This is a genomic window from uncultured Adlercreutzia sp. (genome assembly GCF_958431955.1).
Taxonomy (GTDB): Bacteria; Actinomycetota; Coriobacteriia; order Coriobacteriales; family Eggerthellaceae; genus Adlercreutzia.
Map to the genome: position 1 here is coordinate 1 of NZ_CAUASN010000032.1, position 16472 is coordinate 16472.

The 16472-nt window shown below is 68.7% G+C and carries 9 protein-coding genes; all 9 read right to left on the minus strand.

Going from position 1 to position 16472, the window contains the following annotated elements; genetic code table 11:
• Positions 1-602: recombinase RecA (gene recA, locus Q5064_RS09110; protein WP_302964064.1), on the minus strand; the 602-nt coding region annotated here is incomplete at its 3' end.
• Positions 603-896: 294 nt separating this feature from the next.
• Complete coding sequence (gene pgsA, locus Q5064_RS09115; protein WP_302964065.1) at positions 897-2069, minus strand: CDP-diacylglycerol--glycerol-3-phosphate 3-phosphatidyltransferase; 1173 nt, start codon at positions 2067-2069, stop codon at positions 897-899.
• Positions 2070-2075: 6 nt separating this feature from the next.
• Positions 2076-3383 (minus strand): 30S ribosomal protein S12 methylthiotransferase RimO, encoded by a 1308-nt coding sequence (rimO, locus tag Q5064_RS09120; protein ID WP_302964066.1) that lies wholly within the window; start codon positions 3381-3383, stop codon positions 2076-2078.
• A 12-nt stretch (positions 3384-3395) separates the two neighbouring features.
• Complete coding sequence (locus tag Q5064_RS09125) at positions 3396-3893, minus strand: YajQ family cyclic di-GMP-binding protein (protein ID WP_302964067.1); 498 nt, start codon at positions 3891-3893, stop codon at positions 3396-3398.
• 68 nt (positions 3894-3961) lie between these two features.
• A complete protein-coding gene (locus Q5064_RS09130) occupies positions 3962-5038 on the minus strand; it encodes a RodZ family helix-turn-helix domain-containing protein (RefSeq protein WP_302964068.1) in 1077 nt (358 codons plus the stop codon).
• A 48-nt stretch (positions 5039-5086) separates the two neighbouring features.
• Positions 5087-7726 carry a DNA translocase FtsK gene (locus tag Q5064_RS09135; RefSeq protein WP_302964069.1) on the minus strand — a complete coding sequence of 880 codons (2640 nt, stop codon included), beginning with the start codon at positions 7724-7726 and terminating at the stop codon, positions 5087-5089.
• Between the two features lie 7 nt (positions 7727-7733).
• Positions 7734-9638, minus strand: coding sequence for a ribonuclease J (locus tag Q5064_RS09140; protein WP_302964070.1), 1905 nt, complete (start codon positions 9636-9638; stop codon positions 7734-7736).
• Positions 9639-9725: 87 nt separating this feature from the next.
• On the minus strand, positions 9726-10628 hold the full coding sequence (gene dapA, locus Q5064_RS09145; RefSeq protein ID WP_302964071.1) for a 4-hydroxy-tetrahydrodipicolinate synthase: 903 nt from the start codon (positions 10626-10628) through the stop codon (positions 9726-9728).
• A 199-nt stretch (positions 10629-10827) separates the two neighbouring features.
• A complete protein-coding gene (locus tag Q5064_RS09150; protein WP_302964072.1) occupies positions 10828-16257 on the minus strand; it encodes a hypothetical protein in 5430 nt (1809 codons plus the stop codon).
• Positions 16258-16472 lie beyond the last annotated feature (215 nt).

Here is a 16472-nt window from a genome sequence, read left to right on the forward strand (position 1 = left end):
ACGCCGATCTTCTCGCGCAGCTGGTTGATGAAGATGCAGGTGGTGTTCGACTTGGAGAGCGAGCCGGCCAGCTTGCGCAGCGCCTGGGACATGAGGCGGGCCTGGAGGCCCACCGTGGTGTCGCCCATCTCGCCCTCGATCTCGGCGCGGGGTACGAGCGCGGCCACGGAGTCGACGATGACGCAGTCGATGGCCCCGCTGCGCACGAGCATGTCGCAGATCTCGAGCGCCTGCTCGCCGGTGTCGGGCTGGGAGATGAGCACCTCGTCGATATCGACGCCGATGCGCGCCGCATACACCGGGTCGAGGGCGTGCTCCGCGTCGATGAAGGCCACGATGCCGCCGAGGGCCTGGGCCTCGGCGAGGATCTGCAGGGCGAGCGTGGTCTTGCCCGACGACTCGGGCCCGTAGATCTCGATGATGCGCCCGCGGGGCACGCCGCCGATGCCGAGGGCGGCGTCCAGCGGGAGCGCGCCGGTGGGGATGACGCCGATGTTCAGGTCGGCGCCGCCCTCTCCGAGCGTCATGATGGACCCCTTGCCGAACTTCGACTCGATCTGGTCCGTGGTGAGTTTGAGCATCTTCTCTTTGTCTTCGTTCATGGAGTCTCCTTGTCTGGGCCATCATACGAACAAGTGGCCGATTTCCTCTTATTATACGAACAAACGTATGCACGTCAAGAGATTTTTTCTCCATGGGAGACGAAGGGCCCCCGATGACGGTGCCGGGCCATCATAGCTCCCGCAAACCGCACTTATGTCGCGAAGATGCCGCATGCCGTTCCCGCCGCGCGCCGCGGCGGTGTCCCGGCGAAGGCCCGCTCCCGTCCCGCCCAAGTCGCGCCCGCGTCCCGGGACTGCCGTCCCGGCCGAGTCGCTCCGGGCGCGTAAGCCCACTCAGCGGCCCAGGGCCTCCTCCAGCGCCTTCAAGGCGGCGAGCACCGTCTGGAGCCGCACCGACTCGCGGCTGCCCTCGAAATGGTGCTCCCGGGCGTGGGTGCCCCGCGCCGTCGCGCAGCCGACCCACACCGTGCCGACGGGCTTGCCGGGCTCGGCGCCCGTGGGCCCCGCGATGCCGGTGACCGATACCGCCACGTCGCACCCGAGCTCCCGAAGGGCGCCCCGGGCCATCTGGAGGGCCACCAGCTCGTCGACGGCGCCATGGCGGGAGAGCACGTCGCCGGACACGCCGAGCACGGCCTCCTTCACCTCGTTCACGTAGCTGACGATGCCGCCGCGCACCGCGGCCGAGCTCCCGGGGACGGAGGTGAGCATGGCGGCGATGAGGCCGCCGGTGAGGCTCTCGGCGGTTCCCACGGAAAGGCCGGCCCCACAGGCGCGCTCCACCACGAGCCGCGCCCGCTCGTCGATGGCCTTCTGCAGCGCGGCGATCTCGGTGGGCCGCTCGGGGGCGGCGGGGGCCTCGGCCGGCCTGGGGGCGGCGCCCTTCAGCAGGTGGCGGGCCTTCACCAGGTAGTCGAGCATGGACATGATGGTGAGGATGAGCGCGATGCCCATGACGGCCCAGGACAGCACGAACAGGGGGTTCGTGAAGGCCGCGGCCGCGGTGGGGAACGTGAGCGCGTCCTTGGCGAGGAACAGCACGATGGCGATCATCTGGAAGACGGTCTTGGCCTTGCCGTACCAGCTGGCAGCGATGACCTCGCCCTTGCTGGCGGCCACCATGCGGATGCCCGAGACGATGAACTCGCGGGCCAGGATGATGAGCACCGGCCAGCCGGGCAGCACCGCGAGCTCCACCAGCGCGATGAGGGCGGCCGCCACGAGGATCTTGTCGGCGAGCGGGTCCATGAACTTGCCGAAGTCGGTCACCTCGCCGCGGCTGCGGGCCAGATACCCGTCGATCCAGTCGGTGCACGAGATGAGGATGAAGATGCCCGCGGCGATGAGTCGCTTAGCCTCCATGGTGATGTCGGGCAGCCCCATCCAGATCGGCCACGGGCTCACGATGGCGAGCACGAACACCGGGACGAGGCAGATGCGGATGAGCGTGACGATGTTGGCCGGCGTCCAGAGTTTCTCGGGCGCGGTGGGCTGGATGGTGGACATGGGCCTTTACTCCCCTTCCATCTCGTAGAGCAGCGTGTCGGCGATGACGACCTCGACCACCTCGCCGACGCGCCCGGCGCCGACGAACGTGACGCCGTCGACCTCGGGGGCCTGGCACTGGGCGCGGCCGTAGAGCTGGCCGTCCTCCTCGACGCCCTCCACGAGCACCGCCATGGGCGCGCCCACGCGCTCGGCGATGCGCACCCGCGAGGCCTCGTCGGCCGTATCGCGCAGGATCTGCGCCCGCTCGGCCTTCTCGCCCTCGTCGATCTGGCCGGGAAGGTCCGCGGCGGGCGTGCCCTCCTCGCGGGAGTAGGGGAAGACGCCCACGTAGTCGAAGAGGCCCTCGGAGACGAAGTCGCGCAGCGCCTCGAACTGCTCGTCGGTCTCCCCGGGGAATCCCGCGATGAGCGTGGTGCGCAGGGTGATGCCGGGCACGGCCTCGCGCACGCGGTCCACGAGCGCTGCGAACTTCTCGGCCGAGCCGGCGCGGTTCATGGCCCGCAGGATGGGCGTGCTCACGTGCTGGAGCGGGATGTCCAAGTAGGAGCAGACGTTCTCGCGGGCGGCCATGACGGCGAGCAGCTCGTCGGTGACGCCCTCCGGCTGCAGGTACATGACGCGCAGCCACGTGTCGGGAAACTCCCCGGCGAGCGTATCCACCAGCCAGGCCAGGTCACGGCCGCCGGGGAGGTCCTGCCCCCAGCGCCCCGTGTCCTGGGCGATGAGCACGATCTCGCGGGCGCCGGCGGCCACCTCGCGGGCCACCTCGGCGCGGACGTCCTCGTAGGAGAAGCTGTGGTAGCGGCCCCGGATGTGCGGGATGGTGCAGTAGGAGCAGAAGCGGTCGCAGCCGTCGGAGACCTTCACGTAGGCGAACACGGGCGCCTCCCCCGCCGGACGGGCGGCCGCGGGAGCCTCTGGCGTCCCGGCAAAGCCGGTGAGGCGCCCGAGCACGGCCACGATATCGTCCTCCTTGCTGCAGGGCACGAAGGCCGCGGCCTCGGTGAGCTCACCTTCCAGGTCGTCCCCGTAGCGGGCCGGCATGCAGCCGGCCACCACCACCGAGGCGCGGCCCTGGGCCACCTTCGGCAGCGACGCGGCCTCGAAGACGGCCTCGAGGCTCTCCTCGGTGGCCGACTGGATGAACGAGCAGGTGTTCACGATGATGACGTCGGCCTCCTCGGCCGGCGCGTCCACGTCGTAGCCCGCCCGGGCGAGGGCGCGGGCCATGGCCGCGGAGTCCACCTCGTTCTTGGCGCAGCCCATGGTGACGAGGCAGACGCGGGGCGCGGTGATGACCTGAGAGGGCATAGGTCCTGCTTCCTAGCGGTAGTTCACGTACTGGAGGGGCTGGCCGTAGTCCTGCCCCTTGAGGAAGGCGATGACCTCCTGCAGCGTGTCGCGGGAGGGGGAGCTCACGCGCAGCTTGTCGCCCTCGATGGTGACCTTGCACTTGAGCTTCTGCGCCTTGATGTCCTTGTTGATCTTGCCCGCGGTCTCCTTGTCGATGCCGTCGACGATGGTGGCCACCCGGCGCACCGCGCCGCCGCTGGCCGCCTGGACGTCTCCCCACTTCACGGCCGTAAGATCGATGCCGCGCTTGATGAGCTTGCTGCCGATGACGTCGATGACCTGAGAGGCGACGAAGTCGGCCGGCGCGGCCACGGTGATGGTGCCGCCGTTCTTGTCGAGCGAGATCTCCGCGCCGGAGTCCTTCAGGTCGTAGCGCTGGGCGATCTCCTTCTTCGCCTGCTGGAAGGCGTTGTCCACCTCCTGCATGTCGACGGTGGACACCACATCGAAGCTGGATTCCTTGGCCATGGAAGAGCCTTTCTCTTGGGGCGCGGGGCGCCCGGGCGGATGGGGAATGCGCGCGGGGCGCGGGGGTGCTAGTTGCCGGAGGAGGCGCCGTCGTCATCGGAGCCGGAGCCCGATGCGTCATCGCCCTCGGCCGAGCCGGCGCCCGAGGAGGTGCCGTCGGCGTCATCGGAGCCGGCGTTGTCGGCGGAGCCCGAGCCCACGCCGTTGGCGCGCTTCCACTCGTCGAGCACCTCCTCGAAGTCGACGGTGTAGGTGTACACGCCGCTCTTCGTCTCGGTGGGCTCGACCTCGGTGCCGTCCACGGCGATCTTCACCTCGCTCGGCTCGCCGGAGACGACGAACTTCAGCTTGCCGGTGACGTCGTAGTCCTGGCTCTTGGGGCCGGTCACGTCGCCGGCCTCTACGGTCTTGCCGTCCTGGATGACCTCGATGTAGAGCTTCGCCCCGTCGGCGACCTCGTAGGAGAACTTGGCGCTCGTGGGGGCCACCGGCGTGGTCGTGGGCGCCGCGGCCTGGCCGCTCTCCGCGCCATCGCCGCTTGTCGTGGTGCCCTGGGGGGTCGGCATGCCGGAGATGGGCACCGTGGGCGCGTCCTCGGCCGGCACGTCGCGGCCGCTGAAGGCGAGCACGATGACGAGGACGAGCAGGCCGACGATGATGGCGCCGACCACGATGAGCGGGAGCATGGAGCCGAGGCTGGAGATGAGCCCGGGGGCCTGGCGGCCCTGGACGAGGTTGGTGTAGGCCGGCTGGGGAGCCGCCGCGCCGCGCCGGTCGCGCGAGGAACGGCCCGAACGGGAGCCGTCGCGCCGCGAGGAAGTGCGCGAGCCCCTCCCCTCGCCGCGCTCGCCGGCGCGGGCGCGCTCGGAGCGGGAGGACACAGGGCGCCGTCCCGTCTCGAACTGCTGGGCCTCGTCGCGGTACAGGCGCGTGAGCTCGGCGGGGTTGAGTCCCACGAGGCGCGCGTAGGCCCCCACCATGTTCGAGGTGTAACCCCGCGGGGGCATGCGGGCGAAGTCGCTCTCCTCGATGGCGCGCAGGATGTCGGGGCGGATGCGCAGCTTGCGCGCGGCGGCGGACAGATCGAGCCCCTTGCGCTCGCGCGCGGCCCTGAGCATGGTTCCGAAGGAAGTCTGTCTCGCCACGGTTACTCCTCTATGTCGTCAGGCTCCGCGTCCCGAAAAGACGCGCGCCTAGTCCTCGTCGTTGGCCTCGAACGCCTTGAGCGTCTCGAGCTCCATCGCGTCCACGAGCACCTCGCGCGGGCGGCTGCCGTTGGCCGGCCCCACGATGCCCTTTTCTTCAAGCTGATCCATTATACGCCCAGCGCGGGCGTATCCGACCTTCAGGCGGCGCTGAAGGTTGGATGTTGAGCCCAAATCGCTCGAAACCACCACATCGGCGGCCTCCCACAGAAGCGGGTCGTCGGCCTCGGAGCCGCCCTCGCCGGCCGGAGAGGAGTCGCCGAGGGTCACCACGTTGGTCTTGAGGATCTCGGAATGGTACTCCGGCTCCCCCTGGCTCTTCAGGTGCGCCACCACCGCCGCGATCTCGTCGTCGGGGATCCACGGGCCCTGCACGCGCACGGGCTTGGGGTACTCCGGCTTCGAGATGAGCAGGTCTCCCCGGCCGATGAGGTTCTCGGCGCCCACCGAGTCCAGGATGACGCGGGAGTCGATGCCAGAGGCCACGGTAAGGCCGATGCGGCAGGTGATGTTCGCCTTGATGAGGCCCGTGACCACGTTGGTGGAGGGGCGCTGGGTGGCGATGATGAGGTGGATGCCCGCCGCGCGCGCCAGCTGGGCGATGCGGCTGATGGAGAACTCAACCTCCTTGCCGACGTTCATCATGAGGTCGGCAAGCTCGTCGATGACGATGACGATGTAGGGAATGGGCTCGCCGTAGGGGTTCTCGGGCGCGTCGGCGCCGCTCGCCTCGGCCGCCTCGGCGGCGTCGCGGGCGGCCTTCGCCTTCTCGTTGAAGGAGATGATGTTGCGCACGCCGCACTTCGAGAACATCTTCAGGCGCCGCTCCATCTCGGCCACGGCCCAGGAGAGCGCGCTCGACGCCTCGCGGCACTCGGTGACCACGGGCACGTAGAGGTGCGGGATGCCGTCGTAGGGGGCGAACTCCACGCGCTTGGGGTCGATCATGATGAAGCGCACCTCGGAGGGCGTGGCCCGCAAGAGGATGGACATGATCATGGCGTTCACCTCCACCGACTTGCCCGAGCCGGTGGTGCCGGCGATGAGCACGTGGGGCATCTTCGCCAGGTCGTGCACGATGGCGTGGCCCTCGACGTCCTCGCCGATGGCCACCTGCAGCGGCCCCTCCCCCGCCGTGGCGAGCACGTCGGGCAGATACACCGTCTGGCGCTCGCGGTTGGGCACCTCGATGCCCACGTAGTTGGTGCCGGGGATGGGCGCGAAGATGCGCACGCCGGGGGCCGCCAGCGCCAGCGCGATGTCGTCGGTGAGGTTGGTGACCTTGCTCACACGCACGCCCGAGGGGAGGTCCACCTTGAACAGCGTCACCGTCGGGCCCTCCACCCAGCCGACGACGCTCGCGAACACCCCGAAGTCCTCCAGGGTGTGCTGCAGCTCGGCGGCCACCTCGGCGAGCTCCGCCTCGGTGGATCCGCGGCGCTTGCCGGCGCCGGTGGCGAGCAGGTCGATGGAGGGCAGCTGGAAGCCGTCGCGCGAGGGAGCGGGCGCCGGCTTCTTGGGGGCGGCCTTGGGCTTGGCGGCCTTCTTGCGCGGGTTGGCGCTCTCGGCCTTCGGGGCCGGCGCGGGCTCGGCGGCCGGCTTGCGGCCGAGCTTGCGCGTCATGGGGCGCGCCGGCTCCTCGGCGGAGATGTCGCCGATGGCCGCGGTCTGGCGCGGGTCGGGGGCGGCCGGGGGCGCCGAGAGGTTCACCGTGGGGCCCGCCGCGCCTCCCAGCTGCTGGGTGAGCGCGCCGCCGTCCACCGGCGGATGCGCGCCCTGGGGGCCGCTTGCGCCCACGGCGCGGCTGCGACGGCGCGGCTGCTCCTCCATGGACAGGCGCGCCGTGAGGGCCGCCGGGCGCACCACCGTGGCGTCGGGGGGCGCCACAGCCTCCGACGGCGCGCCGCCCAGGCCGTGGCGCACCACGTGGCCGCCGCGCTTTACGGCGCCGAAGAGCGCCTCGGGCAGATAGGGTTCGCGGGCGGCCAGGTCGGCCTCGTGGCGCGCGCGCACCTTCTCGATGAAGGCCGACACGGAAAACCCGATGACGATGACGCCGCCCACGGCGACGCCCAGAAGCAGGATGCCGGTGATGATGCCGCCGAACAGCGTGAGGCCCACCCAGGCCAGCGCCGCGCCCACGTAGCCGCCGTGGGTGATGAGGGCCTCGCGGTCGAACAGGTGCTCGATGCCCGTGTTGCCCACGGGCGTGAACAGCGCGATGATGCCGAGCAGCGCCACCAGGATGAGGGCGAGGCCCACGGTGATGCGCAGCGACATGCGCTCGGTCTCCTTGCGGTAGAGCACGGTACCCCCCACCGCCACGAGGAAGAAGGGCATGATGTAGCACCCCACCCCGAACACGAGGTGGAGCGACTCCGACAGGAATGACGTGACGATGGCGCCGGTGGGGGCCACCGCGGCGATGAACAGCACGATGCCGAGCAGAACGAAGCCCACGCCCACCATGTCGCGGCGGGTGCGGTCGTCCAGGATGCGCGGCGCGGGCTCCACCGAGCGGCTCCGGGCCGCCGACAGCGGGCGGCGCGTGCCGTCCTTGGAGGTAGCGGCGCTCGCGCTCTTTCTCGATTTGGCTGCGTTGGAAGCTTGCTGCGAGTGTCGGGCCACGGGAATCCTAAACCTCCAGAATGTTCACGACCACCATTGGACGCTGCTTGGTGCGGTCCCACAGAAGCGACAGCAGGGCGTCGCGGGCCGCCTTGCGCAGCTCCTTGGCGCCGGCCCCCTTGGAGAGCGCCTTGCGCAGGGCGCCGGTGACGGTGCTCGCGGCCTCGCCGGCCAGGTAGTAGTCGTCGCCACCGGTGATGCCGTGCATGGACACCTGCACCTCGCCGGCCACCTGCTTGCGCTTCACGTCCACGGCGGCCGCCACGCTGGCGAAGCCCTGGTTGCCGAGGGTGTTGCGCTCGTCGAGGACGTCCTGGGAGGTGTCGCCCACCGACAGGCCGTCCACGTACACGATGCCCGAGGGCACGCCCTCGCCGCGGGCGACGCCCATGGCCGACAGCTCCAGCGAGTCGCCGTTCTCCAGGATGTAGATGTTGTCGGGATCCACCCCGGTGGCCTCGGCGAGCTTGGCGTGGGCGCGCAGGTGGGTGGCCTCGCCGTGCACCGGCATGAAGGCCTTGGGCTTCACGAGGGTGAGCATGATCTTCAGCTCCTCGGCGCCCGCGTGCCCCGACACGTGCACCTTGCCGCGGCTCTTGTCGTACACGTCGGCGCCGATCTTCGCGAGGGAGTTGATGACGCGGGTCACGGCCTTCTCGTTGCCGGGAACCGGCGTGGCCGAGATGATGACGGTGTCGCCCTCCTCGATCTCGATGGTCTTGTGCTCGCCGTTGGCGATGCGCCCGAGGGCGCTCAAAGGCTCGCCCTGGCTGCCCGTGCACATGATGACCACCTCGTCGGAGGGGATGCCCTTCAAGTCGTAGGCGTCGATGAGGTTGTCGTCGGAGATCTTCAGGTAGCCGAGTCGCCGCGCGATGTCGGTGTTCTGGATCATGGAGCGCCCGGTGACGACCACCTTGCGGCCGTTCTTCACCGCCGCGTCGCAGATCTGCTGCATGCGGTGGATGTGGCTCGCGAAGCTGGCGATGATGACGCGGCCCTTGGCCTGGGAGATGATCTGGTCGAGGGTCTTCCCCACCTCGGCCTCGCTCGGCGTGAAGTTGGGGTTCATGGCGTTGGTGGAGTCGCTCATCATGAGGTCGACGCCCTGCTCGGAAAAGCGCGTGATGGCGGCGAAGTCGGTAGTCACGCCGTCGATGGGCGTCTGGTCGAGCTTGAAGTCGCCGGTGTGCAGCACGTTTCCGGCCGGGCTCTGGATGAACAGGCCCACCGCTCCCGGGATGGAGTGGTTCACGGCGAAGAAGTCCACCTTGAAGCAGCCGAGCTTGATCTCCTCGCCGGACTTGATCTCGATGAGCTTCGCGTTCTTCACCTTGTGCTCGGCGAACTTGCCCTCGATGAGCCCCAAGGTGAGCTTGGTCGCGTAGATGTTCACCGTGCGATCGAGGTCCTTCAAGAGGTAGGGCAGCGTGCCGGTGTGGTCCTCGTGGCCGTGGGTGATGATGATGCCGCGCAGCTTGTCGGCGTTCTCGAGCACGTAGGTGTAGTCGGGCAGGATGAGGTCCACGCCCGGATGGTCGTCGTCGGGGAACATCAGGCCCGCGTCGTCCAGGATCATGTCGCCGCCGCACTCGAAGGCGGTCATGTTCTTGCCGATGGCGTCAAGGCCGCCGAGCGGGATGATGCGCAGCTTGGCGTTCGGGTCCTTCGAGGACTTCGAGCCGCGGCGCGAGCGGCGGTTCTCGGAGCGCTGGGCGCCGTCGGCCCCCTCGCCGCGCGAAAGCTGCGGGCGCTTGCGCTCCAGGTTCACGCGCTTGAAGGAGGTGTTGTTCTTGCGGCCGCCGTTGCCGTTGCCGTTGCGGCGCTTGGCGCCCTGGTTGGAGGAAGCCGCCTGGCCGTCCTTCGCGGCGCGGGGCTTCTCGTTGGCGTTTCCTTGGTTTTCCTTGGTCATAGAGTTCCTTGTCTATCGGTTATAAGCTTGCAAAAGCGCCGACCCGCCCCACGGCGCGCCGGCGCTCGACGTTTCAGCACGGGGGCCTTAGCCCAGCACGCCCACCTCGCGCATGATGGCGGCCAGGGTGGCCGACTGCTCGGGGGTGGCGTCCACGAGGGGCAGGCGCACGCCGCCCACGGGGAAGCCGATAAGCTTCAGCGCCTCCTTCACGAGGATGGGGTTCGCCGTGGCGAAGAGACCGGTCATGAGGGGCAGCAGCGCCGCGTTGGCCTCCTCGGCCTCCTCCCACTTGCCGGCGGCCGCCAGCTCGACGATCTCCTTCATGCGCTCGGGCGCCACGTTGCCGATGGTGGAGATGACGCCGGCGCCGCCCAGGCGCATGATGTCAAGGGTGGCCGAGTCGTCGCCGGAGTACACGTCGAAGCCGGCGGGGGCGTTGTCGATGATGGCCTTGATCTGCTCCATGTTGCCCGAGGCCTCCTTGATGGCCACGATGTTGTCGCAGTTGTGGGCCAGGCGCAGCGTGGTGTCGGCCTCCATGTTGATGGAGCAGCGCCCCGGGATGTTGTACAGGATGATGGGCATGTCGGTGGAGTCGGCGATGGTCTTGAAGTGGCGGTAGAGCCCCTCCTGCGGCGGCTTGTTGTAGTACGGGACCACGCACATGAAGCCGTCGACGCCGAGCTTGGCGGCGTCCTGGGCGAAGTACACGGTGTCGGCCGTGCAGTTGTCGCCCACGTTCGCGATCACCGGCACGCGCCCGTTCACGGCGCGCAGCACCGCGCGGAACAGCTCCAGTTTCTGGGGGTAGAACACCGTGGGGCTCTCGCCGGTGGTGCCGTTCACGATGATGGCGTCCACGCCGCCGGCGACCAGGCGGTCGGCCAGCTGCTGGGTCCGGTCGAGGTCGAGCTCGAGGTTCTGGTCGAACGGCGTGACCATAGCCGGGATGAGGCGGCCGAAGCGGGGATCGCGTTTGTATTCCATCGGTGTTTCTCCTTAGGCGAATGCCAGGGCGGCTGGCGCCCCGTGCGAATCAACTAGCTTGCTATTATGCCACTGATGTTCGCCTAAGAGAATATGAGGGCCCCTAAGTTCGCCAAACGCACAAGGCGAACGGCCCTTTTGGGGCCGCTCGCCTCGAAGCTCACAGGATTATGGCGTCCTCGCCGCTCCCGCCAGCCGGCTAGCCGCGACGGCGGCAGGCAGCGGCCAGCGTCACGGCGGCGCCCATGGCGATGACGGGCAGGAGGAGGAACCAGAGGGCCGCGTCATCGCCGGTCTGGGCGAGGCGGATCTGCTTCTTGCCTGAGCTGCCGTTCGCCTCGTCGCCGTTGCCCGAGCCGTCGCCGGAGCCCGGGGCCTCGGCGAGCACGCCGCCCGAGGCGTCGGTGCCCGGCGCGTAGGCCGGCTCGCCGGCGTTGTCCACGCCGGGGTGCTCCTCGAGGAACGCGTCCCAGCCCTCGGAGGGGTCGAAGGGCTGGCCGGGGGCCGGGCGCTCGGCGCCGTCGCCCACCGTGCCGAGATCAACCCCGGCGGGCGTGGTGCCGTGGGCGCTCGCCACGTTGCCTATGTCGGCGCCGACGGCCTCGGCGGTCACCTCGCACTCGAAGGTGAGCACGGCCGTCCTCCCGCCGGCCAGGTCGCCGGCGGTCACGGCGAGCACGCGGGTGGCGGGGTCGTAGGCGGAGTCGGGCACGTCGGTCACCGAGCCGTCGGGGGCGGTGAGCCTTATGGTGCCCGCGAGCGGGTCGATGCCGAGGGGCAGCACGTCGCGGACGACGGCGCCGTACCACATGGTGTGCGGGCCGGAGTTGGAGAGCGTCACCGTGTAGCGCACGGTGTCGCCCACGGCCGTGGTGCCGTCGTCGCGGGTGAGGTTCTCGGCGGTCTTCGCCACCTTGATGTCCGCCTCGGCGCCGTCCTTCCCCTCGGTCGAGGGGCTGGCGGGCAGCACGGGGGGCATCTCGGGGTCTACGGCCGGCGGCGTGCTGACGAGCTCGTCCTCGATCTCCTCCCAGGGCTTGGTCGGCTCGAAGGGGGTTCCGGGCTCGGGCTTGACGTAGGGCTCGTCGGGGGTAGCGCCGGGGTCGGTGGGATGCTCCCGCTCCCACTCGTCGGTGGGGGTGGTGCCGAGCGTGCCGCCTTCCACGACGGGATCGGTGGGCCGCGTGCCGCTCTCATCGCCCGGCTCGCGGGTCTCGGGCGTGGAGGTCACCTCCACGTCGAAGACGAGCTCCACCTTCTCGCCGCCGTACAGGTCGCCCGCGTTCACGGCGATGACGCCGGTCTTCGGGTCGTAGGCGCTGTCGGGCACGTCGTGGACGTTGCCCTGGGCGTCCTTCAGCTTGATGGTGCCGGGCTTGGGCTCCATGCCCTCGGGCAGGGTGGCCTTCACCACGGCGTCGGCGAGCTTGGAGTCGGGGGCGATGTTCTCCGACGTCACCGTCACGGTGAGCGTGTCTCCCACGAGGAATCGGTCGTCGCCGTGGTCCTCGCCCTTCTCCTTCTGCTCCACCTTGACCGTGGTCACGATGTCGGCGGCCGTGGGGTCCTTCGGCAGCACCGGGGTGGGCTCGGGATCGGGGAACTTGCCCGTCTCGGGGTCCTTGTCGCCCTCGCCCACCACGACGATGTCCACGTCGGGCACGAGCTTCTCAGGCGGCACCGCCTCCTCGCCGGGTGCGAGGTCCGCCTCGTCCTTGCCGTAGCCGCCGGAGCCCGCGGGCTCGTTCCCTATCTCGGGGAGCTTGCCGTCCTCGCCGGGGCGGTCGCCCAGGCCCTGGTCCTCCCCCACCGTGGCGCGGAAGCGCACCGAGGTGGACTGGCCGCCGTACACCGTGCCGATGCCCTTGGTGAGGGTGGACGCGCTGAAGGCGTAGTCGCCCTGCTTCACATCGGTCCAGTCCAGGCCGTCCCAGTCGAAGCCGCTGTAGAACGCGGGGGTACCCAGGTCGTACTTGTCGGAGTGGGTGGCGTAGTTGCGGGCGATCTCCACTGAGTCGGCGTCGAAGGCGAGGCGCGCGTCGATGGCGTCCACAAGCTCCGCGCCCTGCCAGGCGGACCCGGGCGTGAGGTTCAGGCCGGTGACCGTGTACTCGATCACATCGCCGGGCCGCGGCGGGGCGTCGGCGCGGCCCGAGGCGTCGGCCTGAGGCACGATGCCGGCCTCGGCCGAGGCCTCGGGGAAGGCGCGGGCCACGAAGGCCGCGGCCGGGTTCCCGGCGCCCTCGGCGAGCGCGGTCAGGTTGCGCTGGGTCAGGCGGATCTGCACCTGGGGCTTTACGAGCGGATCCGGCAGGATGTTCACCGTGAGGATGTACTTGATGCCCGTGTACAGGGCGTTGGCCTTCTGCTCGAGCGTGATGACGGAGGTGCCGCAGCTGTTCACCTTGATCTGCAGCTTCCCGTTCTCGTCGAGGGCGGGCGACCCATTCTCGCCCATAACCAGGTCGGCCACCGCCGCGTTGGACACCGACCAGGCGCCCGCCGCCGAGGAGGTGGAGGTGACGGCCAGCCTGAAGAAGTCGGCCGCATCTGCACTGTGGAAGTCGCCGTAGCTGGCGGTGATGGTCTTGCGCACCACCTGCATCTTGCCCGTGGGGTTGTCCGGATCGGTGCCGCCCGGGCCCGGCTCAGGCGCGGGCGAGGTCTCGATGGTCACCTTGTCCTTGTCCTCCGGGTCGGGCTGCACGTCGCCCTCCGGCTTCACCGGCACGATGAAGGTATCGCCCTCGTCGGCGTTCTGGGGGTTGTCCTCCACGCCCTCGATGTAGTTCTTCGCCGGCAGGTACTCGATGTTCACCGTGTGCTGCTCGCCGTCGCCGGCCTGTTCCAGCAGCTGGAGCAAGCCGTCGCGATGGGTCGGATCGAGGTAGTAGACCACTTCGACGGCATGGTGCCCCGCGATGTCCTTCTCGGTCAGAGTGGAATGGGGCGATGCCTTCATGGCCTCCTCGGAAAGCTCGATGGGATCGCCCACCGCCTTGCCGTCGATCATCACCTGGAAGCTGCCCGTCGGAGCGGCGCAGGTGGAGGCGGTGCCGTCGGCGGGGCGCACGTAGAAGGAGAGCTTCAAGCGGTTGCCCGCCACGCCCCCCTCGGGCTGGTCGGGCAGGATCTCCTTCCAGGAGCCGTCGTCCTCGTCGAGGTAGCCCCATTGCGCGCTGTCGAGGTGCAGGATGGCCGGAACCGGGCGGATGACGGCGGTGCCCTTGGCCTGATGCCCCCAGTAGCTGTTCGCGTAGCCCTCGCGGTTCGCGTACTCGTAGGAGGTCATGGTCACCGTGAAGCGGCCGGCGTCCACCGGCAGCGACGCGGCGCCCTCGGCCGATTCCAGCCCGTCGGGCACCCACTCCCCCGCCTCGTTCTGCTTGAGCAGCTGGAACTTGAACTTCACCTCGTCGGGGTCGGTCAGGGTCTCCGTGCGCGTCTCGTCGCCCACCACGCGGTTCACCACGATGGGCTCGGTGAGCTTGAAGGCCGGGAAGGGCTCGCCGTCGTAGTCCTTCGTGAGGGTGTTCTTCTCGTAATCGGCCGGGAAGGGGAATTCGATGTAGCGCTTCACCGTCTGGTCGGGGTTGGTGGTGCTCGGCTTGGAGATGAAGAGCGGGTCGATGACCTCCGGGGTGGTGGAGCCGTCGCGCAGCACCGACATCTCGATGCGCACTTCCTTCTCGTTGTCCTTCTCGGCCACCCACTCCGGGAGCCACAGGTACAGCTTGCCGTCGTCGAAGCGCGACGGAGCGCCGTAGCTGTACTCCTCGTTGCCGATGAAGAGCTTGAACGAGTCGAGCTTCTCGTCGGTCATCTTCTCGTCGGAGTCGGCGAGGTTCACCGTGATCATGAACACCTTGTCGGTGTCGGGGAGGTACTTGCGCTTGCTCGCGTCGGAATCGTTCGGGTCGCCGCCGGCCACGCGGATCACATCGCTCCACGTGGCGATGCCCTGGGTGTTGTAGGCGGTGTCGCCGATGCCCTGGAACATCGCCGTGTTCTCGATGTACACCGAGCCACCCGTCACGATGGTGTATCCGAAGAGCGCGCCGATGGAATAGAGGTTCGGCGGACTCGACAGGCGCTCGACGCTCGTGAGCAGCGTACCGCCCGTGATGCGGATGACGTGGTTGCGGTTCGAGCCCGCACCGTGGGCGCATGGCTGCCCGAAGGCGTTGCCGTGACCCGTTCCCTTCGCACGAACGAAGCCGCCGTTCATGGTGATATCGCCCGCAACGACGTGGCAGACGTCCCGGCCGTACACGCCCGACGCATCGGGAGTGTAGCTGCCGGAAACGGCAGTGCCGTAATAGCTGTAGCCGAACGAATTCTCCTCGCCGCGGGGAACCACGATGGCATCGGGAGACTCGGTGCAGTCAGTCACATGCGATGCGTCTGTCCGATAGCCGATGCCGGCGCCGATGCCTGAGCCGCACATGCCCGCCGAGGCGGTGATGGTGCCTCCGTTGATGGTAATGACCGTGCCCGAGCCGCAGCTGCCACCGCCGATGCCGGCCGCGCTCGAGTAGCCTCCGTGGCCTGACAGGTAGGCGGCCGCGTTGATATCGCCGCCGTTGATGATGATGGTGCCCGCGTTCTCCTTCGGAGCGCCGCCAATACCCGGAGAGTGAGCGCCTCCCGTGCTGATGAGCTTGCCGGGATTGGCCGAATCGAGCTTACCGAGGGCGTCGCCCTTCTTGAGCTGGGTGCCGTCGAGAAGGGTGACGTCGGCGGCCACCGCGCCGTTCTCCGGGGTGACGATATCGCCCTCCACGAACTTCGAGCCTCCGGCCCTGATGTTCGTGATCTCGTCGTCGATGATGAGGATCGACCCCCACCCGCAGCGCAGGCCGGGCCGTCCGTCCTTGTCGGTCTTCGAGTTGAACAGGGTGTTCGTAGATCCGTCTGCGAGGGTAAGGTGCAAAGTCGTCTTATTCTTGATGTCAGCCGCATTCTTGACGCGAACGCCGTCTTTGTCCTCATCGGAGTTGGTGATCACGTTAATGGGTGCGATGACGCCCGATGAGATATTGACCCCCGCGAGCGTGAGGTCGGCCTTCACGCCGGCGTCGATCTGGATAGTGACATCAGTTGCCGCAGCCACGTCCTTATTGCGAATGGCCATGGGAGCAGACGTGCGAATATGGAGGATCTTGTTCGCTGCATCGAGATAGTAGTCGCCCGAGTTGGCATCCGAGCCGGCAGAGCCGCCCCGTATCTCGAAGGGCCCGGCAACAACCCACGACTCGTCGAGCGGCTGGACGGCATCGTCTGACGAGGAGGCCACAGCTGCCGTGTTCATGCGGCCGAGGTACTGAACGCCTAGGCTCGCAGCCTGCACCGCACTCTGAACGTGGGCATCGTCGCCGCCCTCCGTCGACGGATTTGCAGAAGCAGTCGCACCGGCGGCGTCATCTGCGGAATCCGTCTCCGCTGGGATGTTGACTTCGCCGACGGTCTCGTCGAAGTTCTCCTCTCCCTCGGAACTTATCTCAGAAGCGAGGGGGGGGGTAGCGCTGTTTTCCTCGGCTGCGAAGGCTGTTGTTGCCGTGGTCGGAATCATCAGACCGCAGGCGAGCGTGGCTGCCAAAGCACACCGGAGGAGTTTGCTCTTCCTCATGGTCATCTCCTGGCTCTCTCTGTCGGCGAGGCGCCCGGGCGGCCGTGGCCGTCCCGTTGCGCTCCCGTTACCAAGCTGTAGATAACTGCCGATTATATACCCAAGCCAGGGCGGAGAAAAGCATGAGTTTCCCCGTTGTAGAAAGAAAGGCCGCATAAGACAGTCCGTTGGGGCTCAGACTCCATCGCCGCGGACAATGGCCCGGCTCTGGAATC